17 protein-coding genes are annotated in these 24164 nt (G+C 60.1%); 9 read left to right on the forward strand and 8 right to left on the reverse strand.

Annotated features, from left to right (window positions below):
- Positions 1-14 precede the first annotated feature (14 nt).
- Genes VWY34_RS13525 through VWY34_RS13535 form a run of 3 tightly spaced genes read right to left on the reverse strand, consistent with a single transcriptional unit; the run spans position 15 to position 4802 of the window.
- Positions 15-1523: a SpoVR family protein gene (locus VWY34_RS13525; protein WP_416544401.1), complete on the reverse strand. Its 1509-nt coding sequence runs from the start codon at positions 1521-1523 to the stop codon at positions 15-17.
- Positions 1510-2847 carry a YeaH/YhbH family protein gene (locus tag VWY34_RS13530; RefSeq protein WP_416537134.1) on the reverse strand — a complete coding sequence of 446 codons (1338 nt, stop codon included), beginning with the start codon at positions 2845-2847 and terminating at the stop codon, positions 1510-1512. Before VWY34_RS13530 ends, VWY34_RS13525 begins: the two co-directional genes overlap by 14 nt.
- A 20-nt stretch (positions 2848-2867) precedes the next feature.
- Positions 2868-4802, reverse strand: coding sequence for a PrkA family serine protein kinase (locus VWY34_RS13535; protein ID WP_340544146.1), 1935 nt, complete (start codon positions 4800-4802; stop codon positions 2868-2870).
- Between the two features lie 704 nt (positions 4803-5506).
- Here VWY34_RS13535 and VWY34_RS13540 point away from each other — a divergent pair.
- From VWY34_RS13540 to VWY34_RS13555, 4 genes are all read left to right on the forward strand, one after another.
- Entirely contained in the window at positions 5507-9199 is a 3693-nt protein-coding gene (locus tag VWY34_RS13540; RefSeq protein ID WP_416549029.1) for an Ig-like domain-containing protein, read from the forward strand.
- 100 nt (positions 9200-9299) lie between these two features.
- Positions 9300-10604 carry a TolC family protein gene (locus VWY34_RS13545; RefSeq protein WP_416537131.1) on the forward strand — a complete coding sequence of 435 codons (1305 nt, stop codon included), beginning with the start codon at positions 9300-9302 and terminating at the stop codon, positions 10602-10604.
- On the forward strand, positions 10601-12967 hold the full coding sequence (locus tag VWY34_RS13550) for an ATP-binding cassette domain-containing protein (protein WP_416544399.1): 2367 nt from the start codon (positions 10601-10603) through the stop codon (positions 12965-12967). Before VWY34_RS13545 ends, VWY34_RS13550 begins: the two co-directional genes overlap by 4 nt.
- Complete coding sequence (locus VWY34_RS13555) at positions 12964-14133, forward strand: HlyD family type I secretion periplasmic adaptor subunit (protein ID WP_340544139.1); 1170 nt, start codon at positions 12964-12966, stop codon at positions 14131-14133. The genes VWY34_RS13550 and VWY34_RS13555 overlap by 4 nt, the downstream gene beginning before the upstream one ends.
- 200 nt (positions 14134-14333) lie before the next feature.
- Here the strand turns inward: VWY34_RS13555 and VWY34_RS13560 are convergent, their stop codons facing one another.
- Both VWY34_RS13560 and VWY34_RS13565 read right to left on the reverse strand, forming a co-directional pair.
- Positions 14334-15047: a trypsin-like serine peptidase gene (locus tag VWY34_RS13560; RefSeq protein WP_340544138.1), complete on the reverse strand. Its 714-nt coding sequence runs from the start codon at positions 15045-15047 to the stop codon at positions 14334-14336.
- A gap of 458 nt (positions 15048-15505) precedes the next feature.
- Positions 15506-16747, reverse strand: coding sequence for an MFS transporter (locus VWY34_RS13565; protein WP_416544398.1), 1242 nt, complete (start codon positions 16745-16747; stop codon positions 15506-15508).
- Positions 16748-16826: 79 nt separating this feature from the next.
- On the opposite strand from VWY34_RS13565, the gene VWY34_RS13570 reads away from it, so the two are divergent.
- Both VWY34_RS13570 and VWY34_RS13575 read left to right on the forward strand, forming a co-directional pair.
- Entirely contained in the window at positions 16827-17225 is a 399-nt protein-coding gene (locus VWY34_RS13570; protein WP_416544397.1) for a helix-turn-helix domain-containing protein, read from the forward strand.
- 135 nt (positions 17226-17360) lie between these two features.
- Positions 17361-18617, forward strand: coding sequence for an MFS transporter (locus tag VWY34_RS13575; protein ID WP_416544396.1), 1257 nt, complete (start codon positions 17361-17363; stop codon positions 18615-18617).
- Between the two features lie 55 nt (positions 18618-18672).
- Here VWY34_RS13575 and VWY34_RS13580 read toward each other — a convergent pair whose 3' ends face one another.
- Positions 18673-19728: a YihY/virulence factor BrkB family protein gene (locus VWY34_RS13580; RefSeq protein ID WP_416544395.1), complete on the reverse strand. Its 1056-nt coding sequence runs from the start codon at positions 19726-19728 to the stop codon at positions 18673-18675.
- 111 nt (positions 19729-19839) lie between these two features.
- On the opposite strand from VWY34_RS13580, the gene VWY34_RS13585 reads away from it, so the two are divergent.
- Positions 19840-21168, forward strand: coding sequence for a dihydrolipoyl dehydrogenase family protein (locus tag VWY34_RS13585; RefSeq protein ID WP_416544394.1), 1329 nt, complete (start codon positions 19840-19842; stop codon positions 21166-21168).
- 79 nt (positions 21169-21247) lie between these two features.
- On the opposite strand, the gene VWY34_RS13590 is transcribed toward VWY34_RS13585, so the two are convergent.
- Complete coding sequence (locus VWY34_RS13590) at positions 21248-21406, reverse strand: DUF1328 domain-containing protein (RefSeq protein WP_416536358.1); 159 nt, start codon at positions 21404-21406, stop codon at positions 21248-21250.
- Between the two features lie 122 nt (positions 21407-21528).
- Positions 21529-22368: a formate/nitrite transporter family protein gene (locus VWY34_RS13595; RefSeq protein ID WP_340544127.1), complete on the reverse strand. Its 840-nt coding sequence runs from the start codon at positions 22366-22368 to the stop codon at positions 21529-21531.
- A 117-nt stretch (positions 22369-22485) separates the two neighbouring features.
- Between VWY34_RS13595 and VWY34_RS13600 the strand changes: the two genes are divergently transcribed.
- Both VWY34_RS13600 and VWY34_RS13605 read left to right on the forward strand, forming a co-directional pair.
- Positions 22486-23370, forward strand: coding sequence for a mechanosensitive ion channel family protein (locus VWY34_RS13600; protein ID WP_416544393.1), 885 nt, complete (start codon positions 22486-22488; stop codon positions 23368-23370).
- A gap of 168 nt (positions 23371-23538) precedes the next feature.
- Positions 23539-24045 carry a fascin domain-containing protein gene (locus tag VWY34_RS13605; protein WP_416544392.1) on the forward strand — a complete coding sequence of 169 codons (507 nt, stop codon included), beginning with the start codon at positions 23539-23541 and terminating at the stop codon, positions 24043-24045.
- The last annotated feature ends 119 nt before the right edge of the window (positions 24046-24164 follow it).

The following is a 24164-nucleotide window of genomic DNA, read 5'->3' on the forward strand; positions in this document are numbered from 1 at the left end:
GCCCTACCGCACCTCTAGGATCCGGCGTCCACCGCCTCAAGGCTGACATCGTAGCCCCACAAGCGACGCAGATGCTTCAACACCTCGTCGCGGTCATCCTCCGACAGGTGAATGCCGTCGCGCACCGTATGGGTCAGCTTCAGCTCGCGGTCACCTTTCAGATCGGCATCGGTGACCTGAATATCAGGCTCTAAATAGGCCAGATCGTAGGAATGCGCGAGATCGCGCCGCACCGAGCGATAGCCGCTGCGATTGTGGATCTGGCTCACCACCAGATGTGACTGCTCGGCGTCATCAGCGAGGGTGAACAGTTTGAACTTGCGGATGAGATGCGGCGACAGGAACTGCTGGATGAAACTTTCATCGCGGTAATTGGCCCAGGCATCCCGCATCACCCGGCGCCAGTCGGGATCACCCGCGAAATCCGGAAACCATTCGCGATCTTCATCGGTCGGGTTCTCGCAGATGCGGCGAATGTCCTGCATCATCGCAAAGCCCAGCGCATAGGGATTGATGCCAGAATACCGCGGGTCGTCATATTCCGGCTGGAGCACCACATTGGTATGGCTGTGCATCATCTCCATATAGGCGCCTTCGGTCAGGCGGCCCTGCTCGAACAGCTCGTTGATAATGTAATAATGCACAAAGGTCGCGCAGCCCTCATTCATAACCTTGGTCTGTTTCTGGGGGTAAAGATACTGCGCCAGCATCCGCACGATGCGCAGGATTTCAGATTGCCAGGGATCAAGAACCGGGCTGTGTTTCTCCAGAAAATACAGCAAGTTTTCCTGCGGCAGATTCATCAGCTTGCGACGGGCACTATAGGGCTCGTCCCTGATCTGCTCCAGCTTGTCGCCCCCCATGGTTGCATCGGTCCAGATATCCAGAACGCTCTGACCGCTTTCATAACCTTCACGCACCTTCTGCATCGCTGCCAGTTCTTCGGTGGTGGGTTTGGGCGGACGGCCATAGCGAAAGACCCCCTGCGATTGCAGCGCATGGGCCGCGTCCAGGATCTCCTCTACTGCGCTGAGCCCGTAGCGCTCCTCGCAGGCGGCGATGTAGTTCTTGGCAAAGGCCAGATAGTCGTGAATGCCGGCCGCATCAGTCCATTGCTGAAACAGGTAGTTGTTCTTGAAAAAATGATTATGCCCAAAGGCCGCATGGGCCATGACCAGCGTCTGCATGGCCATGGTATTTTCTTCCATATTGTAGCTGATACAGGGGTTTGAGTTGATGACGATCTCATAGGCCAGCCCCTGCCGCCCGGTCCGATACAGCGCCTCGTCGCGGGCGAAATGCTTGCCGAATGACCAGTGCTGATACATCAGCGGCAGACCGACGCAGGAATAGGCATCCAGCATCTGCTCGGCCGAGATGATCTCGATCTGGTTCGGATATACATCAAGCCCCAGATCATTCAGCGCAATATCCTCAATCGCGTCCCGCGCAACTTCCAGAAGTTCAAAGGTCCATTCCGGCCCCGTGAACAGTGGCTTCGCGATAGTATCACCCGCCCGCATTCTGCGCCCCTTTTGCCTTGGGGAGGAAGAACTCCCTGAAAATCGGATAGATATGGGAGGGTTGCGACACACGCTGCATCTCAAAATGCGGGACCTGAGCCTTGACCTGCCGGTAGTTCTGCCAGAGATCCTCACCCGCCTCGGGATTGCTCAACAGCATCTCGGCGTTCTCATCGACGATTTCGACATAGGCGTAGTACTGGCAGACCGGCAGCAGCTCTTCCAGAAGCAGCGCCTTGCAACGCGCCGAGTCATTGCCGAAATTCTCCCCATCAGAGGCCTGCGCCCCGTAGATGTTCCACTCATCCGGCGGGTAGCGTTCGGCGACGATCTCCTTCATCTTCTCCAGCGCGGTCGACACGATGGTGCCGCCTGTCTCGCGGGCATAGAAGAAGGTTTCTTCATCAACCTCCTGCGCGTGATGGGTGTGACGCACAAAGACCAGTTCGGTATGCTCATAGCTGCGCGCCAGGAACAGATGCAGCAGCAGGAAGAACCGTTTGGCCAGATCCTTCTCCCGCTCCTGCATGGAGCCAGAGACGTCCATAAGGCAGAACACGACCGCACGGGAGTTGCGGATCTTCTCCGGCACGTGGGTGTCATATCGCAGATCCAGCGGGTCAATATACCCCACCACGCGACGTTTGCGCTCCAGAGCCTCCAACCGGAGGATCAGCTCTTCAAGATAGGCTTCCTGTTCGGTGCTGCGTTCCGCCAGCGCTTGAAGCTCCTCGATCTGTTTTTGCAGCTCGGCTATGGATTTGGCAGTCGGGCGTTGCAGTGCGATCCGACGTCCCAGCGAATTGCGCATCGTCCGCACAAGGTTGAGGTTGTTCGGCGTGCCCGCAGTGGTCAGCCCGGCACGGCGTGTCCCGATGGTTTCAGTCTCTACAGAGGCTTTTTTGACCAGATCTGGAAGCTCAAGACCATCAAACAGGATCTCAAGGTATTCGTCGCGCGTCAGGGTAAAGGAAAATTCATCCGCGCCATCGCCATCCTCGGACGCCTGTTTGCCCCCCTCTCCGGCGCCCCCCTGCGGTCGCTTGAGCGTGTCGCCGACAACAAAATCCTTGTTGCCGGGCAGCACGTGACGGCGGCGGCCCCCCTTGGCGGAATGGTGAAACCGGGGTTCTTTCAAACCCCGTGAGGGAATAGTGACCTTCTCACCTTCGGCAGGAATACCGCCACCATCCTTGATCGATTTGTCGCGGACCGATCTGTCCACGCGCTCCTTGATGCTTTCGCGGGCGCGCTCGAGGAACCGTTGCCGGTTCCCCAAACTCTTGCCCTTGGGATTGGCGCGCCTGTCGATAAAGTGATGCATCTGCCACCCACCCTTTGCTGTTAGCCCGCCTTATTTACGCGCATGTACCATTCCACCAACCTGCGAACCTGCCGGTCGGTATAGCCGTGGCTGCGCATCCGTTCGACGAACTCCTGATGTTTGCCTTCGGTCTTGCTGTCCTTCTTCGATCCGAAGGAGATAACCGGAAGCAGTTCCTCGACCTGGCTGAACATGTGTTTCTCGATCACATCCCGCAGCTTCTCGTAGGAGTTCCATGCCGGGTTCGAGCCGGTATTGGCGCGATGACGCAGGGCGAATTTGACCACCTCATTGCGGAAGTCCTTGGGGTTGGCGATGCCTACCGGTTTTTCGATCTTGCTCAGCTCGGCGTCCAGAACCTCGCGGTCATAGAGCTGGCCGGTGTCCGGGTCCTTGTAATCCTGCTCCTCGATCCAGGCATCGGCATAAGAGATATAGCGATCAAACACGTTCTGCCCGTATTCGGTATAGCTCTCCAGATAGGCTTTCTGGATTTCATTGCCGATGAATTCCTCATAGCGCGGGGCCAGTTCCGTTTTGATGAAGGCAAGGTATTTCGCCTCTGTCTCCGCCGGGAATTGTTCGCGTTTGATCATCTGCTCCAGCACATACATCAGGTGCACCGGATCCGCCGCCACCTCATCGGTGTCAAAGTTGAACGTAGTCGACAGCACCTTGAAGGCAAAACGGGTCGAAATCCCGTTCATCCCCTCGTCGACACCGGCGCGATCCTGATACTCCTGCACGGTCTTGGCCTTCGGGTCGGTGTCCTTCAGGCTTTCGCCATCGTAGACGCGCAGCTTGGAATAGAGATTTGAGTTTTCATGCGGTTTCAGCCTGGTCAGCACCGAAAACCGGCTGAGGATCTTCAGCGTTTCAGGCGCGCATGGGGCCGCAGCCAGCTCGCTGTGTTCGATCAGCTTGTCGTAGATCTTAGCCTCTTCGGAAACCCGCAGGCAGTAAGGCACCTTCACGATCGACACACGGTCGATGAAGGCCTCGTTGTTCTTGTTGTTCTTGAACTGCTGCCATTCACTCTCGTTGGAATGTGCAAGGATCAGCCCGGTGAAGGGGATCGCGCCGAAGCTCTCGGTCCCCATGTAATTGCCTTCCTGCGTCGCCGTCAGCAACGGATGCAGCATCTTGATCGGCGCCTTGAACATCTCGACGAACTCAAGAACGCCCTGGGTCGCACGATTCAGGCCACCTGAGAAACTATAGGCGTCGGGATTGTCCTGGCTGTAATGTTCCAGCTGGCGAATATCGACCTTCCCGACCAGCGTGGAGATGTCCTGATTGTTCTCATCGCCCGGCTCAACCTTCGCAACGCAGATCCGGCGCAGCCGCGACGGATAGAGCCGCACCACCGAGAATTTGTTGATATCGCCGCCGAACTCATCCAGCCGCTGGACCGCCCAGGGCGACATCAGCCCCGGCAGCCGGTGTTGAGCGATGCCATATTCATCGCTCAGCAATTTGCCCATCCGCACCGGATCGAAAAGGCCAAGCGGGCTCTCGAAGATTGGCGACAGCTGATCTCCAGCCTTCAGCACGTAGATCGGCTGCTCCTCTACCAGACGTTTGAGACGTTCCGCGAGCGAGGATTTACCACCGCCGACCGGACCCAGCAGGTAGAGGATCTGCTTGCGCTCCTCCAGCCCCTGCGCGGCGTGGCGGAAATAACCCACGATCCGCTCGATCGTGTCCTCCATGCCGTAGAAATCTTTGAAGGCAGCGTATCGCTTGATGGTGCGGTTCTGAAAGATCGGACCCAGTCGCGCATCTTTTGACGTATCAACCAGCTCCTCTTCGCCAATCGCCTTGAGCATACGTTCGGCGACATTGGCATACATGCTGGGATCATCGCGACAAGCATTCAGATAGTCCTGTAACGACATCTCCTGCTCGCGCGTTTCGCCGTATTGTTCGGCAAAAATTTCGGCAATGTCTTTCATCTGGCTCTAGCCTCCTAGTTACTGCGCGCCGGTCCTCCTGGGGTCCAAGATCGCACACGGACAGAGGGCGCCCAGCGCGAGGGCCAAGTAATGTCCGCGTGAAAATATTCGTCTGAATTCTGCTCGGCGCCGGATCCGGCGATACAAGACCAGCGGGTCACTCTGAGCGGTGACATTCCAGCTGTGGCCTGGGTTTCGGCGTCGTGTACTTAGGATCAACTCTACACCAATTATGTCCTTCAGCCTATCTGAAACTGGTGTCTTTTTGGTTAATTGCCAGTGCGTTTTAATAGAACGCTTGTTCACACATTGGCGATATAGACGTGACCCGAACAGCCGAAACCGGCCCCCTTTCTGACGGCTCTTCAGCCTGCGGACACATGGAACCACCATAAACAGAAGGCAAATAAACGCAGCGCCCATCGCAAATGCACCGCAAACCCACCGCAGCCACTTCCCTAACGTCAACCAAAGGGGATCATTAACAAAAACCGACGGATAAACTTCGATGCAAATTGAATACAAATTAGCCACACCCTGATCTTTTCGGTAAAAATCCGCTCATCAAAACCTAGACAAGGCCGCTGGGAAGGCAGCAATATGGCGGCAATATGGCCGCGGAGACGGCTGATGGGCAAAACAATGCAGGCTACCTGGGCGTCACGGTTTCGGCGCTTTGGTCTTTTGACGAGCGGTATATAAAAATGAGTACGGTTGGATACATCGTCCGCGAGATGGCGGGCACCAAGCAGCATGGTACATCTGCTGACACCCCCCAGGCGACAATTGCGACAGCAACCGCGAAAGACATTTCGCTGAACCTCGGACCCTCCGATGTCGAAAGCTACGCGCGGCGAGGCCAGGACCTGCATATTACGCTGATCGACGGTCAGGTGGTGGTGCTGGACGATTTCTTCAACACCGATGCGACAGGTGGCAAGAACCTGTTCCTCAGCGAGGAAGGCAACTTCATCGAAGTGGTTCTGGAGGACCGCACCGATGGCATGCTCTATGCCAGCTACGAACCTCTCGACATGAGCGGCAAGTGGAGCGCCTACGATGACATGGTGTTCCTTGACGTGGACCGCATCGAACCGGTTGTCGCTCCCCTTGTGGCCCCGCTGATCGGCGGCCTCGGCACCGCAGGCGCCGCAGCTGGCGTCGTTGGCGCGGCGGCCATTGTTGGCGCAGGCGGCGGTGGTGGTGGCGGAGGCGGCGGGGCCGTCACGCCAACCGTCGACAATCCCGATGCGACCTATCCGGTTGCAGGCTCGACCACCGAAGATGTGATCGTCAGCGGCACCGGCGCCCCCGGCTCCACCGTGGAAGTCACGCTCGGCACAATTACCGAAACCGTCACGGTCAAGGATGATGGCACCTGGGTTGCCAACTTCCCGGTGACCAACCTGCCGCCGGATGGCTCCTACGAGACCACAGTTTATGTAAAAGATCCGGCCGGTACCGAATTCAATCTGGATGGTCCCTCGGTCATCATCGACACCACCCCGCCGCCAATCGACGTCAACACTGTCGAAGGCGACGATCACATCAACTATATCGAAGTGGCCGACGGTGTTGTGATCAACGGCACCGGCGAAGCAGGGGCCAGCGTCAGTGTTGTGTTCCAGGGTGTGACCCGCACAACCACCGTGGCCGATGATGGAACATGGTCGGTGAACTACAGCGTGAACGAAGTGGCGACGGGCATCTACAGCTCCACCATCGAAGTCACCAGCGCCGATTCCTTTGGCAACACAAGCACCACGACTCACACGGTCGACGTCGACACCGAAACCCGGGTCACGATCAACACCCAAGTGGGCACTGATCACATGATCAGCGGCGCGGAACAGGCAGCGGGCATTACCCTCACCGGTACAGCCGAGGCGGGGTCGAGTGTTGTGGTGACCTTCCAGGGGGTCAGCCGTACCGTAACCGCAGATGCGCAGGGTAACTGGTCGGCCAGCTATCTCAGCTCTGAAATCGCAACCGGCACCTATGACGCAAGCGTCTCTGCCGTGGCAACAGACACCAGCGGCAATACCAGCTCCACCTCCACCAAGATCCCGGTCGATACTGAAACCATGGCGTCGCTCGACGCGGTTCAGGCCGGCGACAATGTGATTTCCGCGCCGGAAGTCGCCAGCGGCGTAACCCTGACCGGCAAGGCCGAGCCAGGCGCCAGTGTCGCGGTGACGCTCGAGGGAACGACACGCACGGTCACTGCCGATGCGCAGGGCAACTGGAGCGCCGATTTCACCAGCAGCGAGATCCCGACCGGTGAATATGACGCCAATATTTCGGTGACAGCAACTGATGCACTAGGCAACACTGCCTCCACCACCGGCACCGTCCGTGTGGATACCGAAACCGATATCACCCTCAGCAATCCGCTGGCGGGCGACAATATGATCAATGCGGCAGAGGCCAACAACGGTCTGGACCTGACCGGCACCGCCGAAGCGGGCGCCAGCGTTGTGGTCCAGCTGGGAACAGCCACCCGCACTGTGACAGCCAACGCCCAGGGGCAATGGACGGCCAGCTTCGCCGGGTCGGATATCGCCGATGGCACCTATGACACAACGGTGACCGCAACAGCGACCGATGCCTACGGCAATACCGCCTCGACCAGCAGCCAGATCCGTGTGGATACCACCACCAGCGTTGGGCTTGATAGCGGGCAGGCCGGTGGCGACGATGTGCTGAACGGTGCCGAAGCCGCAGGTGGTCTGACCCTGACCGGCAGCGCCGAGCCAGGCGCCTCTGTCGCGGTGACCTTCCAGGGCATCACCCGGACCGTCACCGCCGACGCACAGGGCCGCTGGAGCGCGCCCTACGCAACCAACGAAATCACCCCCGGCGAGTATGACGCCCCGATCAGCGTCACCGCGACCGATGCGGCCGGCAATAGCGAGAGCACCTCCGGCACCTTGCGTGTCGATACCTCGACCGCTGTCAGCATTGATGCCAACCAGGCAGGCGGCGACAATATCGTCAACGCAGCAGAGGCGCAGGCCGGTGTCACGCTCACAGGCAACGCCGAGCCCGGCTCCGTGGTTTCGGTGACCGTTGCAGGCGTGACCCGCAGCGCAACCGTGGCTTCAAATGGCAACTGGAGTGCGCTGTTCGAGCCCGGCGCGCTGGCTGCTGGCGAATACAATACCTCGGTCACAGTGTCGGCAACGGACGCGGCGGGTAACACCGCTTCGGCCTCCTCTGCCCTGCGGGTAGACACCGTTGCGGGCACTGTGACGCTATCTCCCGACCCGATCGAGATCGACGATGTGATCAACGCTGTCGAACGCGCCGACGGTGTCGAAATCAGCGGCACCGCGACGCCAGGCCTGACCGTGACCGTTGGCCTTGGCACCGCAAGCCGTCAGGTCGTCGCCGATGCAAACGGCGACTGGGCGACCACCTTCCCGGCGGCCCAGATCCCGACCGGCACCCGCAACCTGCCGATCACCGCCTCCATCATCGATGACGCGGGCAATACTGCGAGCGTTTCGGATAGCGTTGCGCTCGATACGCTGGTGACGCCGTTGACGGTGCAACCGAACCAGACCTCGGACGACATCGTGAACAAGGCAGAGCAGCAGGCGGGTGTCACCTTCAGCGGAACTGTCGAAGCAGGATCGACGGTGGTGATCAACGTTGAAGGCAAAGAGCAGACTGCCACAGTCGACGCCCTCGGCAACTGGACGGCGACGCTCGACGACGCAACATTGCCGGACGGTGACCGCACCGTGACAGCCTCCATTACCGCGACCGACGCTGCCGGTAACGAACGCAGCATCACCGAGCAGTTCGACATCGACACATTGGTTGATCCGGCGTCCATCTATGCGCTGAAAATCACTGGCCAGGGCATTCTTGAGCTGGAAACCAAGGACGCGACCGACAATTACGCGGTCAATACGCTGAACCCGGCAGGCACTGTTGGCTCTCCCGCGGCGACCAAGACGGTCGACCCGCAGGATGGCACCGAGTTTGCCTTCGGCACGCCGATCCCGGATGGAACACATCTGGTCCTGTCGCGCAGCGATGATGTTGGCAATACCTCCAGCACCTTGGTGATCTTTGATGACAACGCAACGAACAGCGGCACCATCAATCACGCCGGGCTGGGCCAGTTCAACATCGACCATCTGGACTTGCAATTTGCCAACGACGTGCACCTCACACTCAATGAAGCTGACATCAAGGCACTGTCGAACAATTCCGACACCCTGACGATCCACGGCAGCGACAATGACAACGACCAGATCACCCTCACCGGCGGCAACGCCGCGAGCGCGGGGACCCGTGTGGTCGATGGTGAACTCTACAATGTCTATACCATTGGCAACGATGGCACGACGCTGATCGTCGATCAGGACGTTCAGGTGGTCTTCTGATCCACAGCGATCACCCGGGGGCCGTTTGGCGCAAACCAACGGCCCCCGGCAAAACTACCCGGCAACAAGGGTAAGGGCACAGGCGATGCGAGGGGGCAGAATGCAATTGGGACGACCCATTGGCGCGGTGGCACTGTTGTGCTGCCTGTCGGCCTGCATGCAGTCCCTGCCCTTTGCCAAAACCGGCGAAGGCGCCGAAACCGATGTCAATCGGCGCGCCAGCAGCTTTGCCCAGCCGGATGCCAAAAACCCCTCGGTGGTGATCTCAACCCTGATGCAGCGTCAGTCCCTGCTTGAAGACGGCAGTGTCTATGACGTTGTTGCGCAATCCGCGATTTCCGCCTCTGCCCGCGCTGCCGAGGCCGAGCTGACCAGCGCCAAACTGCGTGCGGAGGCCAAATCCAAGAACTGGCTGCCGACGCTTGGCCCCTCTGTCAGCCTCACCGATCTCGGGGATCTGGTGGCGGGTATCCTGATTGAACAGGTGTTGTTCGACAATGGACGCCGCAAGGCCGAGCGCGCCTTTGCCGCCGCCGATGTCGAAGTCGCAGCGGTCAACCTCTCGATTGACATGAACAGCCGTGTAGAGACGGCCTTGGGCCTCTATGTCGCGGGCCTGCGCGGTGCTGAGAAAGCCGCGATCGGCACCCGCGCCCTGTCGCGGATGTATGAATTTGAACGTATCGTGAAGGGGCGCGTTGATGGCGGCGTGTCGGACCGGTCCGACCTCAACGTAGTGCAGAGCAAGATCAACGGCATCCGCTCAGCCGTGGCCACGGCCAAGGACGCCACCGCCACCTCAACAGCCGAACTTAGGGCGATGACCGGTCAGAGCTTTGACGGGACGCCAAGCCACCTGCAACTGGCGACCCCGCCGGAGGCCGGTGCCTATCTCACCGTTCTCAAAGCCGAAGCCGAGGCCACCCGCAGTGTCGAACAGGCCAAGATGGAGCGCGCAGGGCTGCTGCCGCAGGTCTCAGCGGCGGGCAATGTCACCAGCGATGGTTCGGGAGCCGGACTGACCCTTGATCTGGCGCAGCCCTTTGGCCTTGGCACGCCTGCGGCGCTGAAAGCGATCGAAGCCTCCAAGGAAATTGCCAAACGGCAGGTATCCGAGGCCGAGGAAGATGCACGCCGCGATTTCAGTCGCCAGATGCAACGCCTCGCCTCTTATCGTAGGCAAGAGGCCGAAGCGGCATCCCTGGCGCAGACCAGCCGCGAGACTTATCGCCTGTTTCAGGCACAGTTTAAGGCCGGGCAACGCTCGGTCATGGATGTGGTATCCATCTACGAAGAGGTGGTACGCCGCGAACACGCCCATATCGACGCAAAATACGAAGTCGTTCTGATCCAGCTGGCGCTGGCAAGCGATATGGGACTATTGGCCGATGGGGACCGGATTTGAGCAATTCCAACCGCCCGACAGATGACACCGTACTGCGGACCGTCCCCCCTGCCCCGCGCGACACCGGGACGGCAGGACGTGCCAGTGGTGGCAAACCGGTGCTGCGCGCCATTGATACCCAGTCGACGCCACATCTGGCGCCGGCCGCGGCTGCCCCTGCGCCGACCCCCGGTCCCGCGACCCCACCGATGCCCGATGTCGATCTGACCGGCCTGCTGGAGGATGGAAACGTGGGCGAGGTCAGCGCGCTGATCGAGGACGCAACAGCGCGTATTCAGCATCGCGCCGCGCTCATCGCGACCTTTGCAGCCCTTAAAGGCACGAATGTCGCCCTCAGCGACCTTGCCGAACATATGTGGCGCAATGATCCGGGCGATGTCTCCGTCGACTCGCTTGCCCGCGCGCTTCAGACCACGGGGATGCAGGCGCAGATCAATCATCAGGTGCCGCTCATCCCCGAAAGCTGGCCCGCGCTGGCCATGATGAACAATGGTCAATGCGTTCTGGTCCTGTCGCAAAGCCGGGATATGCTGAGCGTCTATGACACCACTTGCACAGATAATCGCGCGGATGTGCCGGTGGCCGAGTTCGGTCCCTATTTCACCGGCACAACGCTGGGCGCACGCAATTCCCTGAAACAGATCGCCGCCCGCCATACACCGCAGCTGGAAAGTGATCACTGGTTCTGGGGTGAGTTCCCCAAATACCGCCGTCAGGTCGGCGAGATCATGCTCGGCTCGCTGGTTGCCAATATTCTGGCCGTCTCAGTCGCGCTGTTCTCGCTGCAGGTCTATGACCGCGTGGTTCCTCACCAGTCCCATGCGACGCTCTGGGTGCTGGCAATCGGCGCCTTCCTTGCGATCATGCTGGAAGCACTGCTGAAGCTGGCCCGTGCCCGGCTGACAGATGCCGCCGGACGCCAGATCGAGCTGTCGGTGCAGAACAACCTGATGCGGCGGTTGATCGGGATGCGCTCTGACAAGAAACCACTGCCCCCCTCAGGTCTGTTTGCCGCGATGCGCGATTTCGGATCGGTGCGCGAGTTCTTTACCTCCACCACGATTTCAACACTGGCCGACATTCCGTTCATCGCCGTGTTCCTGCTGCTGGTGGCATCGATTGCGGGCCCGATCGTCTGGATTATCATTGCAGGTGGCATCCTGATGCTGCTGCCCGCCTATTTCATGCAGAAGCGCATGATCGCGCTGACACGTCAGACACAGGGCGCAAATGCCAAAGCCGGACGCCTGCTGCATGAGGTCGTGAACGAGCTGGACACGCTGAAGAGCCAGCGCGGCGAAGACCGGGTTCTGCGGCTCTGGGATGAGCTGAACACGCTCTCCACTCATGCCGCGACCGAGCAGCGCCGCCTTGCCAGCGCGCTAACCCATTGGTCGCAGGGGGTCCAGCAGGCCACCTATATCGGCTCTGTCGTGGTGGGCACTCTGATGGTTTTCGCCGGTGAGTTCACCGTCGGTACCATCATCGCAACCGGTATTCTGACCAGCCGCACGCTGGCACCTCTGACCCAGTTTGCCGCCACGCTGGCCCGCTGGAGCAACGTCAAAGGTGCGCTGGAAGGACTGGACGCCATCGCCAACTCCGCTCAGGAAAAAGAAGACGAACGCTCTTATCTGCGCCGCGACAGCCTGCAAGGCCGGTTCGAACTGCGCGAAGTGATGTTTCGCTATGACGAAGACGGCGCCCCGACGCTGGACGTGCCGGGCGTTGCCGTTACCCCCGGCCAGCGGGTTGCGGTTCTTGGCGTCAACGGCTCCGGGAAATCGACGCTGTTGAAACTGATGTCGGGACTTTATGCGCCGGACCGTGGACGGGTGATGATTGACGGCACCGACATGACCCAGATCGACCCGCGCGACCTGCGCCGCCATATCGGCTATCTCAGCCAGGATGTGCGGCTGTTTGCCGGGACGCTGCGCGAGAACCTGAACCTCAACCAGCTGGAACGCGACGACGACCGGCTGATGACGGCGCTGGATTTTGCAGGCCTCGGCGCCCATGTGCGCAATCACCACAAGGGCCTCGATCTGGAAATCTTCGACGGCGGCGGCGGGCTGTCCATCGGGCAGCGCCAGTCGATCGGCTGGGCGCGCCTGTGGTTGCAGAACCCGTCAATTGTGCTTCTGGATGAACCCACTGCCGCACTGGACCAAACGCTGGAACGCACATTGGTCAGCCGTCTGGAAACCTGGCTGGAGGGTCGCACGACCGTGATTGCGACACATCGGATGCCGATCCTGTCGCTGACCAACCGGACGCTGATCCTGCAATCCGGGCGCATGGTGGTCGACGGACCGCGTGATCAGGTTCTGGCACATCTTGCCGCAGGTGAGGGCAAATGACCTCGACCGGCTACGATCTTCGCGAAACCTCGCGCGGGGCAAGCCGCATCATCTATCTGGCGGCAGGCGCTCTGGTGGTGTTTCTGATCTGGGCCAGCTTTGCTTGGGTCGACGAAATCGTTCGTGCCGACGGCGAGGTTGTGTCCTCCTCGCGCTCTCAGATCGTGCAGAACCTTGAAGGCGGCATTCTTGCCGAACTCCATGTGCATCAGGGCGACACGGTGAAGGCCGGGCAGATCCTCGCCCGTCTGCAGGACACCAAGTTCCGCGCCGCCGCTGATGATCTGCAGGACCGGATCGACGCGTTGGAAATCAAACAATACAGGCTTGAGGCCGAACTGGAGGGTGCGTTTGATTTCAATGTTCCCGACGATCTGGCCGAACGCTCCCCAGGCATCTACACCTCGGAGCGTGCGCTGCTGAATGCCCGGCAGACCGATTTCACCAGTCGCCGCGCCAGCGCCCGCGAGATCCTCGACCAGCTGAAGGACGAACTGGCCAATATGCAGCGTCTCTACAAGAAAGAGATCGTGGCGTTGATTGAGGTCAACCGCGCGCAAAAGGCCGTGAGCGACGCCCAGGCCAAATACAATGAAATTGGCACCCAGTCAGAGCTGGAGCTGGCGGAGGATTACTCCAAAACCCTTCGCGAGCTGACCTCATACCGGCAGGAGCTGCGGCTGGCGCAGGATCAGCTTGACCGAACCGTGATCACCTCGCCCATGGCCGGGATCGTCAACAGCCTTGCGGTCACCACCATCGGCGGCGTGATCCGCCCCGGTGAGGAAATCGTCGAGATCATCCCGCTCGGCGAGGAAATGTTTGTAGAGGCACGAGTGAAGCCCGAAAACATCGCCAGCGTCCAACCCGGCCAGGATGCCACGATCAAGCTTTCAGCTTATGATTACACCATCTACGGATCGCTGCGCGGCAAGGTGGATTTTGTCTCGCCCGATACCTTCGAAGACGAGCGCAACCCCCGTGCAGAGCCGTACTACCGGGTGACGGTGAAGGTTGATCGTTCCGAATTTACCGAACGCCAGCAAGCCATCGAGATCCGCCCCGGGATGCGCGCCACCGCTGAATTGCAGACCGGCAGCAAAACGATCCTGAACTACATGCTGAAACCGCTGTATAAATCCCGCGAGGCCCTGCGCGAACCCTAAGGCAACACATCCAGAAACCCCGCGATCCAATTGGATGCAGGGGGGCTGTCTAAGAGGTTGATCGCTTGGAGAAAACCGGTGTGCATCCGCGGCCGTCAGCTGGTTTCCTCGGATCGGTGCTGCCTAAAGATCCTTCGCAAGATGGATGAACGGGGTCTGCTCGACCGGTCTGAATGCCGGTTTGTCCCCGTATCGTACCATCAGCTGGCGGACCGCATCATCGCCAGAACGGTCTGATCAAACGAAGTTCCGATTGAGACCCGACGATTGCCCATCGCCGCTTTGGCCGAGATAACCGAGACCAGTCGCGGCATCCGGCCCGGAACGACGTCAAAGACAGGCGCGCCTGACGCACCGAAATCAACCCGGCACGTCATCACCACGACCTGCGCCTGTCGCGCCAGAACGTGGCAGTTCTGTTCCAGATTTGGACGGTTCTGCTGCGCCATCGAATAAGACAGCACTTCAACCGACGCCCCGCGCGCCGGACGATTGGCCAGTTCAAACGGTTGGATCATGTTGCGGCTGATTGGTCGATCCAGACGCAGGATCGCAATATCGCTGCCTAATTGTGAATCGCCGAGTGGCTGATACTCGTAGCTCGGGTGGACAACCGCCTTGGTGACAGACCGCGCCGCCTTGGCATGTCGCCCGTTCAGCCCCGCTTCGAACCGGATGCTGGTCGGATCAACCTGGCGGCCGGTGTCGGGGTTGTAGACGCAATGCGCCGCCGTCACGACCAGATCGGGTGCCACCAAGGCCCCGGTACACATATTCCGTCCTGAAATGTTCAGCCGACCCACGGCTTCCCATCCAATAACGGAGGTGATGCTCGACTGCGGATCTTCCGCAGCAGAGCTATCAGGCATGCCAAACAGGAGGCATGCCGCAAAAGCAGCAAAAATGCGTTTCATCGCCCACTCCAAATTCCCACGCTCACACCTTGGTTCAAGCGTGCGGCTGGAATGAGACGCAAAACTGCCCGACATGGCCGAAACCATGCGCAAAATAAGTCTCTCTACACAAATCAGGACCCCCCCCAGGGTTTTGATGCCCCATCATCGCAAAAAAACCTCAGAGCGCACACAATTTCTCGGGTGTTTTATTAACTTTTTAGCAAACCTTTGTGATCGCTTAATAAATTCTCACGGTGGCAAATCAGGCTGCAGCCGGTCGCTGGCAGCTGACGATGGCATTACGGCCACCGTGCGGCAGGGTTGCCACATTGCCGCAGGCGCCGCGCGGCGGGTCGGTCGACAGAGCCCAGGAAGAGCCGTTTTAACTTTCAAATAACCAAAACTCCGCCTTAACCTTCCCTTAGGGTTTATCTGCAATATCTTAACGCGCGGTGGTGTGATGCTGCCAATTCGACCTATCTGGAGCGGCGCAGCCCCCTGATCGGCTCAAGAAGAATCGCATAGAGCCGGGGAATCAGGGCCCACATAGCAGCGCCAATCGCCAGGCAGATCAGCAGCACAGCCGCCGCACGAAACATCTCCAGAAACCCCAGGGTCGCGATGCCGGGTATGCTGACGGCAGGCGACAGGATCTGTCCCAGAAACACCGATGCCATCAACGCGCCCGCCACAACGCCGCGCCGCGAGGCGGGTGACAGCGCCAAGGCCAGCGCGACGAAATTCGGCATCACCGTGGCCAATCCGGAACCGATGGCGACCATCGCCAGACTTTGCCACAGGGTGCCGCCCCCCGTCAGCATCAGAAACCCGCTGCTCATCAAGGCATATCCCAATGCGTAGGCGCCCGCCGCACCGAGCCAGCGATTGATGCGCAGGTAAAGAAACCCTGTCATCCCGCCAGATAGTGTCAGCACCCCCAACAGAAGCCCGGTTTTTGCGGAATGATCGCCAGCCTGCGTCGCCAGAAAAAATGGCAGCTGTGTCGGCATCATGAAGAAAACCAGACTGGTTATCATCTGCAACGATGCCAAGCCGACAAGCAGCACAGGCCAAGCCGAACGGGCTGCGCCCTCGGTTGATCCGGTTGCGGTTTCGCTCCGCTGGGCCGGATCCGGCTCTGCCAGGTAACGCCAGACCAGCGGCAAAAGAAGAATCGCAACCGCGTAAATCGCAAAGGGAAGCCGGGCTGAGATCACCGCCAGCGCCCCAGCTGAGGTGATGAAGATCAGCCCCCCGAAGTTGCGTGCCGATGTCTGCAAACCCATTATAGAATGCCGCGCGTCGCCGGTGAAATAATCGCCGATCAGCGCTGTCTGGGCAGTCATGATCATCGCCACCGCCACGCCCAAGAGCAACCTGCTGATCATGATCGCCGGCAGGTTCGGCAGCACCGCCCCTGCGGCGCCGCTGACGGCAAACAACGCAATACCCAGCAACAGCATCCAGCGCCGCCCGTACCTATCCGCCATCCACCCGGCGAGCGGCGCGCAGATCAGAACCGACAGCGACGGTGCAGAGACCAGGAACCGCGTCAGCAAAGCCGCATTCGGCGTATCGGCGAACTCGGCCTCAAGCCCGGGAAGGGCCGGGCTGATGGTGGCGTTCGCCATAATGGTCAGGGTTGCGGCGAATAGAAGGGCCAGCGCGCGCGGATCCTTCCAGACTGCATCAGAAATCGGGGCTGCCGGTACAGACATGCCAGTCTCCTCTTGTGGGTGTGAGCATTCTGGCGCAGCCTGCAACTTCAAGCCCACTTTAGGTCAAGAGGAAAGAGCGATGCGCCTGTACGACATCGGAGAAGTAGCCGCCCGATGTGGCGTCACCCCCGCCACATTGCGGTATTACGAAGAGCTCGGCCTTATCACCTCGCTCGCGCGCAAGGGATTGCGGCGACAATTCGGGCCTGAGACCTTGTTGCAGCTATCGGTCATCGCGCTTGGCAAGGCAGCCGATTTCTCGCTGGCGGAAATTTCGGGGATGTTTGGCTCGGATGGGCGGCCGGACCTGCCACGCGATGAGCTGCACCAAAGGGCGGACAAGCTGGATCAACAGATCCGCAACCTGTCGACGCTTCGTGACGCGATCCGCCATGTGGCCGACTGCCCTGCGCCATCGCATATGGAATGCCCAACCTTTCAACGGCTCCTGAAGGTCGCGCGACGGACCCGTGACTGAAACCGGGCCACCTCCTCCTTCGGCGACGCTTTCTGGCGGCAATTGCATGTGATCGTAGACTTCTGCGCCCGTTGCCACATATCGCAGAGGATATCGGAACAGCGCGAGGCGGAGACTGAAATGGGTTTTGCAAAATTGACGTATAAGCTGACGGCCGGGTCTGAGGCTTCCGATCCCAAAGCCGCCCGCCGGGTTGCGACCCATGTCACCGCCCTCACTGCGACGAAGCTGGCCGATGGTTTGATTGATCCCAAACTGGTGCTGGCCTGGCTGATGAACGCAATCGGTGCGCCGGGCTATCTGATTGGGGTGCTGGTCCCGGTGCGGGAATCAGGATCGCTCCTGCCGCAGCTGGTCCTTGCCCAGCGGATCGAACAAAGCCGATATCGCAAATACTATTGGGCTGCCGGATCGGCGCTTCAAGGTCTCGCTGCGCTTGGCATTGCCGCCGCTGCCATGCTGCTACCAGGTGTCATGGCAGGCTGGGTCATTCTGGGCTGCCTTGCCATGCTGGCCCTAGCGCGGTCGGCGTGTAGCGCCAGCTACAAGGACATCCTCGCCCGAACCGTGGACAAGGGCAAACGGGGGTCCGTCTCGGGAACGGCGGGAACCGTCGCCGCCAGCGGTGTGTTTCTGTTTGCGATTTTGCTCAGCACCGGGCTGTTGCCCCGCAGCCCGATGGCCATCTCGCTGGTTGTTGCCGTATCAGGCCTGCTTTGGCTCGGTGCCGCTGCCGTCTTTGCACGTTTGAACGAGCCAGAAGCCGAGCCTCAGTCCGAAGAAGGATTCAGCCCGCAGGAGCTGTTGCGCCCGTTGCGGCAGGACAGCGAGTTGCAGCGTTACATCGGCACCCGGGCGCTGCTGATCTCAACCGCCTTGGCGCCGCCGTTTCTGGTGATGCTTGGTGGACGCGACGCCGAAAGCGGCTTTGGCAATCTCGGGCTGCTGGTGCTGGCCTCCTCCATTGCTGCGATCGTCTCCTCCTACATCTGGGGCAAGCTATCGGACCGATCAAGCCGCCAAACCCTGATGGTGTCGGGTGCGCTGAGCGCTGTGACGCTGGCGGCGGCGGCGGCGTTCGGCTGGGGTGAGGGCGTTGTTGCCAGTGCCTTGGTGGCCTGCTTCGTCTTTGTCGCCCAGATCGCCTATCAAGGCGCGCGCGCCGGTCGAAAAACACATCTGACCGATATGGATACGGATGGTCACACATCGGTCTATACCGCACTTTCCAACACGATGATTGGCGTGCTGTTGCTGCTGGGTGGGGGCTTTGGGCTGCTGGCCGATGCTGTTGGCGCAGCACCGGTTCTTGCGCTCCTCGCCCTGCTTAGCGGGCTGGGCGCGGCACTTGGCTCACGCTTGAGCGAAGTGCAGGAGGATGCCGAAGGCTAACGCCCCAACTGGCCCCCGTCATCTCCCTGTCGCCTCTCCCGATCCCATCGCTCCGTTAGGCGGCGTGGGGAGCTGGCACGTGATCCGCTGTCAGCTTGTCTTCACGCGGCGCGTCACCCGGTACAGAATGGCTAGTTTTCACCACCGCGCGGCGCTCGGCATCAAGCCCGGCCCCGAACAGGATCACAAAAGCAGACAACCACATCCAGGTCAGCAGAACGATCACCCCCGAGAGGGCACCAAAGGTTTCGTTGTAGCTGCCGAAAGCTTGCACATAGAGGCTGAACCCGATGCTGCCGACGACCCAAAGCGTACAACTCAGTATCGCGCCGGGCGTGAACAGCTGCCAGCCATCCCCGGACCGGTCCGGTCCAAATCGATAGAGCGCCGAAATTCCAGCGATACCGACTGCGAACATCAGGGGCCAGCGCAGGAGTTGGGTCACCATCGACAACAACGCTGACTCGCCCAGGAGCGCAGCCGCGGCGGGTATCGCCGCAACGACCAGCAGCAGGACACACCCGCCAATAATGGCCGTGAAAGTAATGCCGACAGTCATCGCCTTCAGAACGATGAAACTGCGCCCTTCCCGGGTGCCAAAAATTACGTTCAGCCCCTGGATCATACTGTCGGTGCCACGCGATGCGGACCAAAGCGCCAGAGCAGCGGAGACTGCGGCGGCCCAGCCCAGCGACTCTGGGCGCGCGCCCGCTACCTGCACCAATTGCTGATTGACCAGATCCGCAGCCGACGGTGGCAACAGCCCGGTCAGCCAAGCAGCCTGTGCAGTGATCAGGGTTGGATCCGCAATCAGACCAAACAGAGCAACCGCTGCCGTAATACCTGGAAAAACCGACAGGAGGCCGTAAAAGGCGACTCCGGCGGCGAGCAGCCCGCCGTTGGCCTGTCCCATCCGGCCCCAGGCCCGCCAGAGCAGTTTCACAAACGACGCCAGTTGCGCAAGCGATCCATCCTGTGTCTGCCCGCTCCGGTCCCGTCCGGGGTCACTCGGTGGACCGCTGCGGTCGAGGTTGGGGGCTGTTTTCGACTGGTCGGTGGTGGTGGTCGTCCCCGACTTGGAGGTTGAGCTGTGATCTGACTGTTTTGGCATGAGGCTCTCTCCCGCGTTGCCAACTCAACGCAGCAAGATGGCGTTTTGTTTCTTGGAACTTAGCCTTTGCCCGCGAGTTGAGGTTTTGACGCAATCCAATTGGAGACAACCATGAGCCACTTCACCCATCACCCGGCTGCTTCCCACGATCTGGTGGTCATAGGAGGCGGTTCCGGCGGGCTGGCGGCCGCCAAGGCGGCAGCGCGGCTGGGGGCCTCGGTCGTGATGATCGAACAGGCTGAGCTGGGCGGAACCTGCGTCAACCGCGGCTGCACCCCGAAGAAGCTGATGTGGAAAGCCGCGGCCCATCGCCAGAGCCACCGTGATATGGCCAAGGTTAGCCTGACGGCCCTGCCGGACTTTGATTTCGCCGCGCTGCGCCGTCGCTCCGACGCCAAGATTGACCACCTCAACCACCACTTCGAGGATCAATTGCAACAGGCCGGTGTGCGCCTGCTGCGCGCCACTGCCGAGATTGGCGAAGCGGGCCAGATTCACGCCGGTGGTGAGGTTTTCCAGCCCGGAAAACTGTTGCTTGCGACCGGGGCGCGCCCGCGCGCGTTGGATATTCCGGGCGGTGATCTGGCCGCCACAAGTGATGATGTCTTTGGGTGGAGTGATTTACCGGGGCGGCTGCTGATTATCGGCGGCGGCTATATCGGATGTGAATTCGCCAGTATCTTCGCGGCTTTTGGCAGCGAGGTGCAGCTGATGACCGATGGCGACAGACTGCTTGATCAATTTCACGCACCGGCGATCGCCTGCGTGCAGGCCGGTCTTCAGAAACAGGGCGTCACCATCGGCTTTGGCCGCAAGCCGAAGCAGATCGACTTCAACGGGACAATGTTCAAAGTCAGCTTCGACGATGGCAGCATCCAATATGCAGATCAGGTGATAGCAGCCATTGGGAGAGTACCAAACACCGACACCCTTGGGCCAGGGGTGCAGGGCATCGTCCATGCGAAATCCGGCGCGCTGGCCATTGATGAGCATTTCCAAACATCCATTCCCGGCATCTACGCGGTCGGCGACGCTGCCGACCGTCTGCCGCTTACCCCTGTGGCAACGCGAGACGGCGCTTGTTTTGCGACCCAACACTTTGGCGACGGCGCCGCACAGATAGATCTCAATCTGGTGCCGCAGTCGGCCTATACCATCCCGCCGGTCGCGCAGGTCGGCCGGATGGATCAGACAAACACCGGCGGTGAACAGGTGTCTGGCCTGTCCAGCGATGTGCTGGACGACGGCACGGCTGCCAACTCGTTCTTTGACAGATCGTTCAACGGCCCCCTGCTGAGCGGCGTGGCGCTGGTCGATCACGCAGCACCGGAGCTGATCGCCCCCTTCGCCGCGCTGATCGCAAGCGGAGCCACCGCAGACGATCTTGACGCAGTCGTCGGCATTCACCCCAGTTTTGCAGAAGAGACGGTCGGCCCGTAAGATACTGCGGACAAAAAAAGACGCGATCCGCTCTGGGTCGCGTCTTTTTTTGTCTGCTCTTATCGGAGGCGTCGTCCGGTCAGTCGCATAGCGTCCGATCGATGAGCGAAAGCCCCAGCAAGAACATTGAAATCAGGAATACCACGTTGGCAGCAAATGCCGCCCCTGCCGCGACACCACCAAATGCCAGTACTGCCGAAGCAGCTGCAATCAGAGAAAAAACCAGTGGCCAATTCATCATCGATCATCCTCGTCTCTATCCGTTATGGTTCTGCAAACACAACGTTTTTGACAGGAAAAGGTTCCGAGACTTGGCCGGTCCTACGCCTGACTGGCGCGGACCGGGTCTGAAACAGACGCCTATTTCTCGTCAATCTCAGGCTTGATCTGCGCGTAGGTCAACACGGTGAAAACCGCTGTCCCGCCGATGATATTGCCCACCAAGACCGGCAGGAAAAAACCAAAGACAGCCTGCCCCAGAGGCAGCATCCCCTGCACCATCAGAAACGCCATCTCAACCGAACCCGCGACGATATGGGTGAAGTCCCCGGCGGCAATCAGCCAGGTGAAGATGACGATTAGGGGGATTTCGCTATGCTGCGCAGAGGGCAGCATCCAGACAATTGCCGCAATCAGGATCCCCGACGGGATACCGCTGATCATGCCGATAAACGGAGGCATTCCGGTGGCGTGTTCGCTGATTTCCACCATGGAGGCGCGCAGGGCCGGGTCCAGCACCGGGGTCAGGGCAAAGAACGACGCAATCAGGAAGGCCCCGACAACATTCGCAGCCAGCACCACCGACCAAAGCCGCGCGGTGCGCAGCAGGCTGGCCTTGTCCCCGCGCAACATGACCGGCACCACGGTGGTAATGGTGTTTTCGGTGAACAGCTGCATTCGGCCAAGAATGACCATCAGAAAGCCTAGTGAATATCCAAGGTTCTCAACAAGCGGGGACCAGCTGGCATCTGGCAGATGGGTCTTGAAAACGGCCTTGCCCAACACCGAGAAGCTGATCAATAGCCCGGCAGCGATGCCAGACCACCACAGCGCCCGCACGGGTCGCTCCAATTCTTCCTCACCGTTGCGACGAATGGTTTCAAAGATCAGCCTTGGAGACAGGCCTGTTGCCTCTTCGACGGCCTCATTCTCGGACTCTTCCTGGATGAGGTCTTCGCCGGACGTCTTGGCCTCGATCATCTGCAACTCCTGTTTTCCATATCCAGTTCAACGCCCAAGTGTCCCAGTAGGTTCCGCCGCGCGGAACCTTTTTCACGCCGGAGCGTTAGCCCTAGAGACCTGTAAAGGGATACGCCGATGACTGCCGAGATCAGCGCCACACTGATGGACCAATTGACGGGGTGGCTGGAAGGCGCCATCGATGCGCTACCGCGTCTGGCCGTTGCCATCATCGTTCTGGTGCTGACAGCTGCGCTGGTCTGGGCGGCAAAAACGATCATCCGGCGGCTCAGCAGCCAGCTGAAACTGCGACGCAATCTCTGCGACGTGTTACAGCTCCTCGCCAGCGTCCTGCTATGGCTTATCGGCAGCCTGATCGCAGTCACCGTTGTTTTCCCCACGATCACGCCGGGCAAGGCGCTGACCACCCTTGGCCTTGGGTCGGTGGCGATTGGCTTTGCCTTCAAGGATACCTTTGAAAACTTCCTGGCTGGTATTCTACTCCTCCTGCGAGAACCCTTTCAAATCGGCGACTTCATCGAATGCGAGGGTGCCGAGGGCAAGATCGAGGCGATCACCGTGCGCGACACCCGGATCCGTCAGACAGACGGCCAGCTGGTTGTCGTTCCCAACGCGCAGCTGTTCCACAACGCCGTCACCGTGCGCACCAACCGCGAGCTGCGGCGCGCCACGCTGATCTGCGGCGTCGCCTATGGCGAAGACGTCGATACCGCTCGTGATGTCATCTCAAAAGCGGTCAGAGGCGTCGATTTGGTGCGCAATGACGTGCGCGACATTCAGGTCTTTGCCAAGAGCTTTGGCGCGTCCTCCATCGACTTCGAAATTACCTGGTGGACCGGGTCCGAACCGGTGGATATCCGCGCCAGCCGGGATCAGGTTGTCGGTGCCGTGAAATCCGCCCTGGACGATGCGGGTATCGAGATTCCCTTCCCCTACCGAACCCTGACGGTCAACGCGCCGATCCCGGTCGATATTGCCGCGGCGCAGAAACCCAGTGCGTGACCCACACCCCTGTGGCCGAGCGCTGGATCGCTGTTTGCGATCATCAAACGCTCCTAGCCACCAGGCCGCAATTCACTCTACCATCGCGCTGGGATGATGGCGATTTAACTCAACCTTCGATTGTATTTCATGCTATTCAAACCTCCCTGAAACGGAGGAGTACCTGCTATGAATCTCGGTTTACTGGAAGAGAACACTACCGCATCAGCGACGCAGAAGCTGACCTATGCTCTCAAATGCGCGGCCTATGACGACGCCTATCTTCGCATGGATGGCAGCGGTGTCGACGCGCCCGCGCCCGAAGGCGCCGGAACGGTCAACGCGCAAATCGGCGCAAGTTCATGGGAGCAGTTTATTCTGACACCGCAGGAAGACGGTACAATCGGCCTGCTCTCAGCGGCATGGAACAATTGCTACGTGCGCATCGGCACCCCATCGCCGGGAGAGATCAAACCGATCAACTGCCAGTTCGGCTGCGGCGGGCTCGAGCGCTGGATACTGCGTGTCGTCGGCGCCAATTATTTCGCCTTCGAATGCTCGACATTTGCTGGCTATTATCTGTCGCTCAACACGGAGGGCGCAACGACGTTCGGCAGCAACGGCGTCGGCGTCGCCCAGGGCATCCAGGTGCTGAACGACAATGCCACATTCGAGCTTGTGTCAAACGCTGGCTGACGCTGTATGCCGACCACCTCCCCGTCGTGCAGGGGTGGCCGACAATTGGTTTCTATTGCCAGAGCATCTGTCGAAGATCACATCTTCGGCCAGGTCTCCCAGCCTCTTGAACGCGCGCC

Origin of the sequence: Phaeobacter sp. JH20_02 (genome assembly GCF_048056915.1) — a bacterium.
In the GTDB taxonomy this organism is placed as follows: domain Bacteria; phylum Pseudomonadota; class Alphaproteobacteria; order Rhodobacterales; family Rhodobacteraceae; genus Phaeobacter; species Phaeobacter bryozoorum.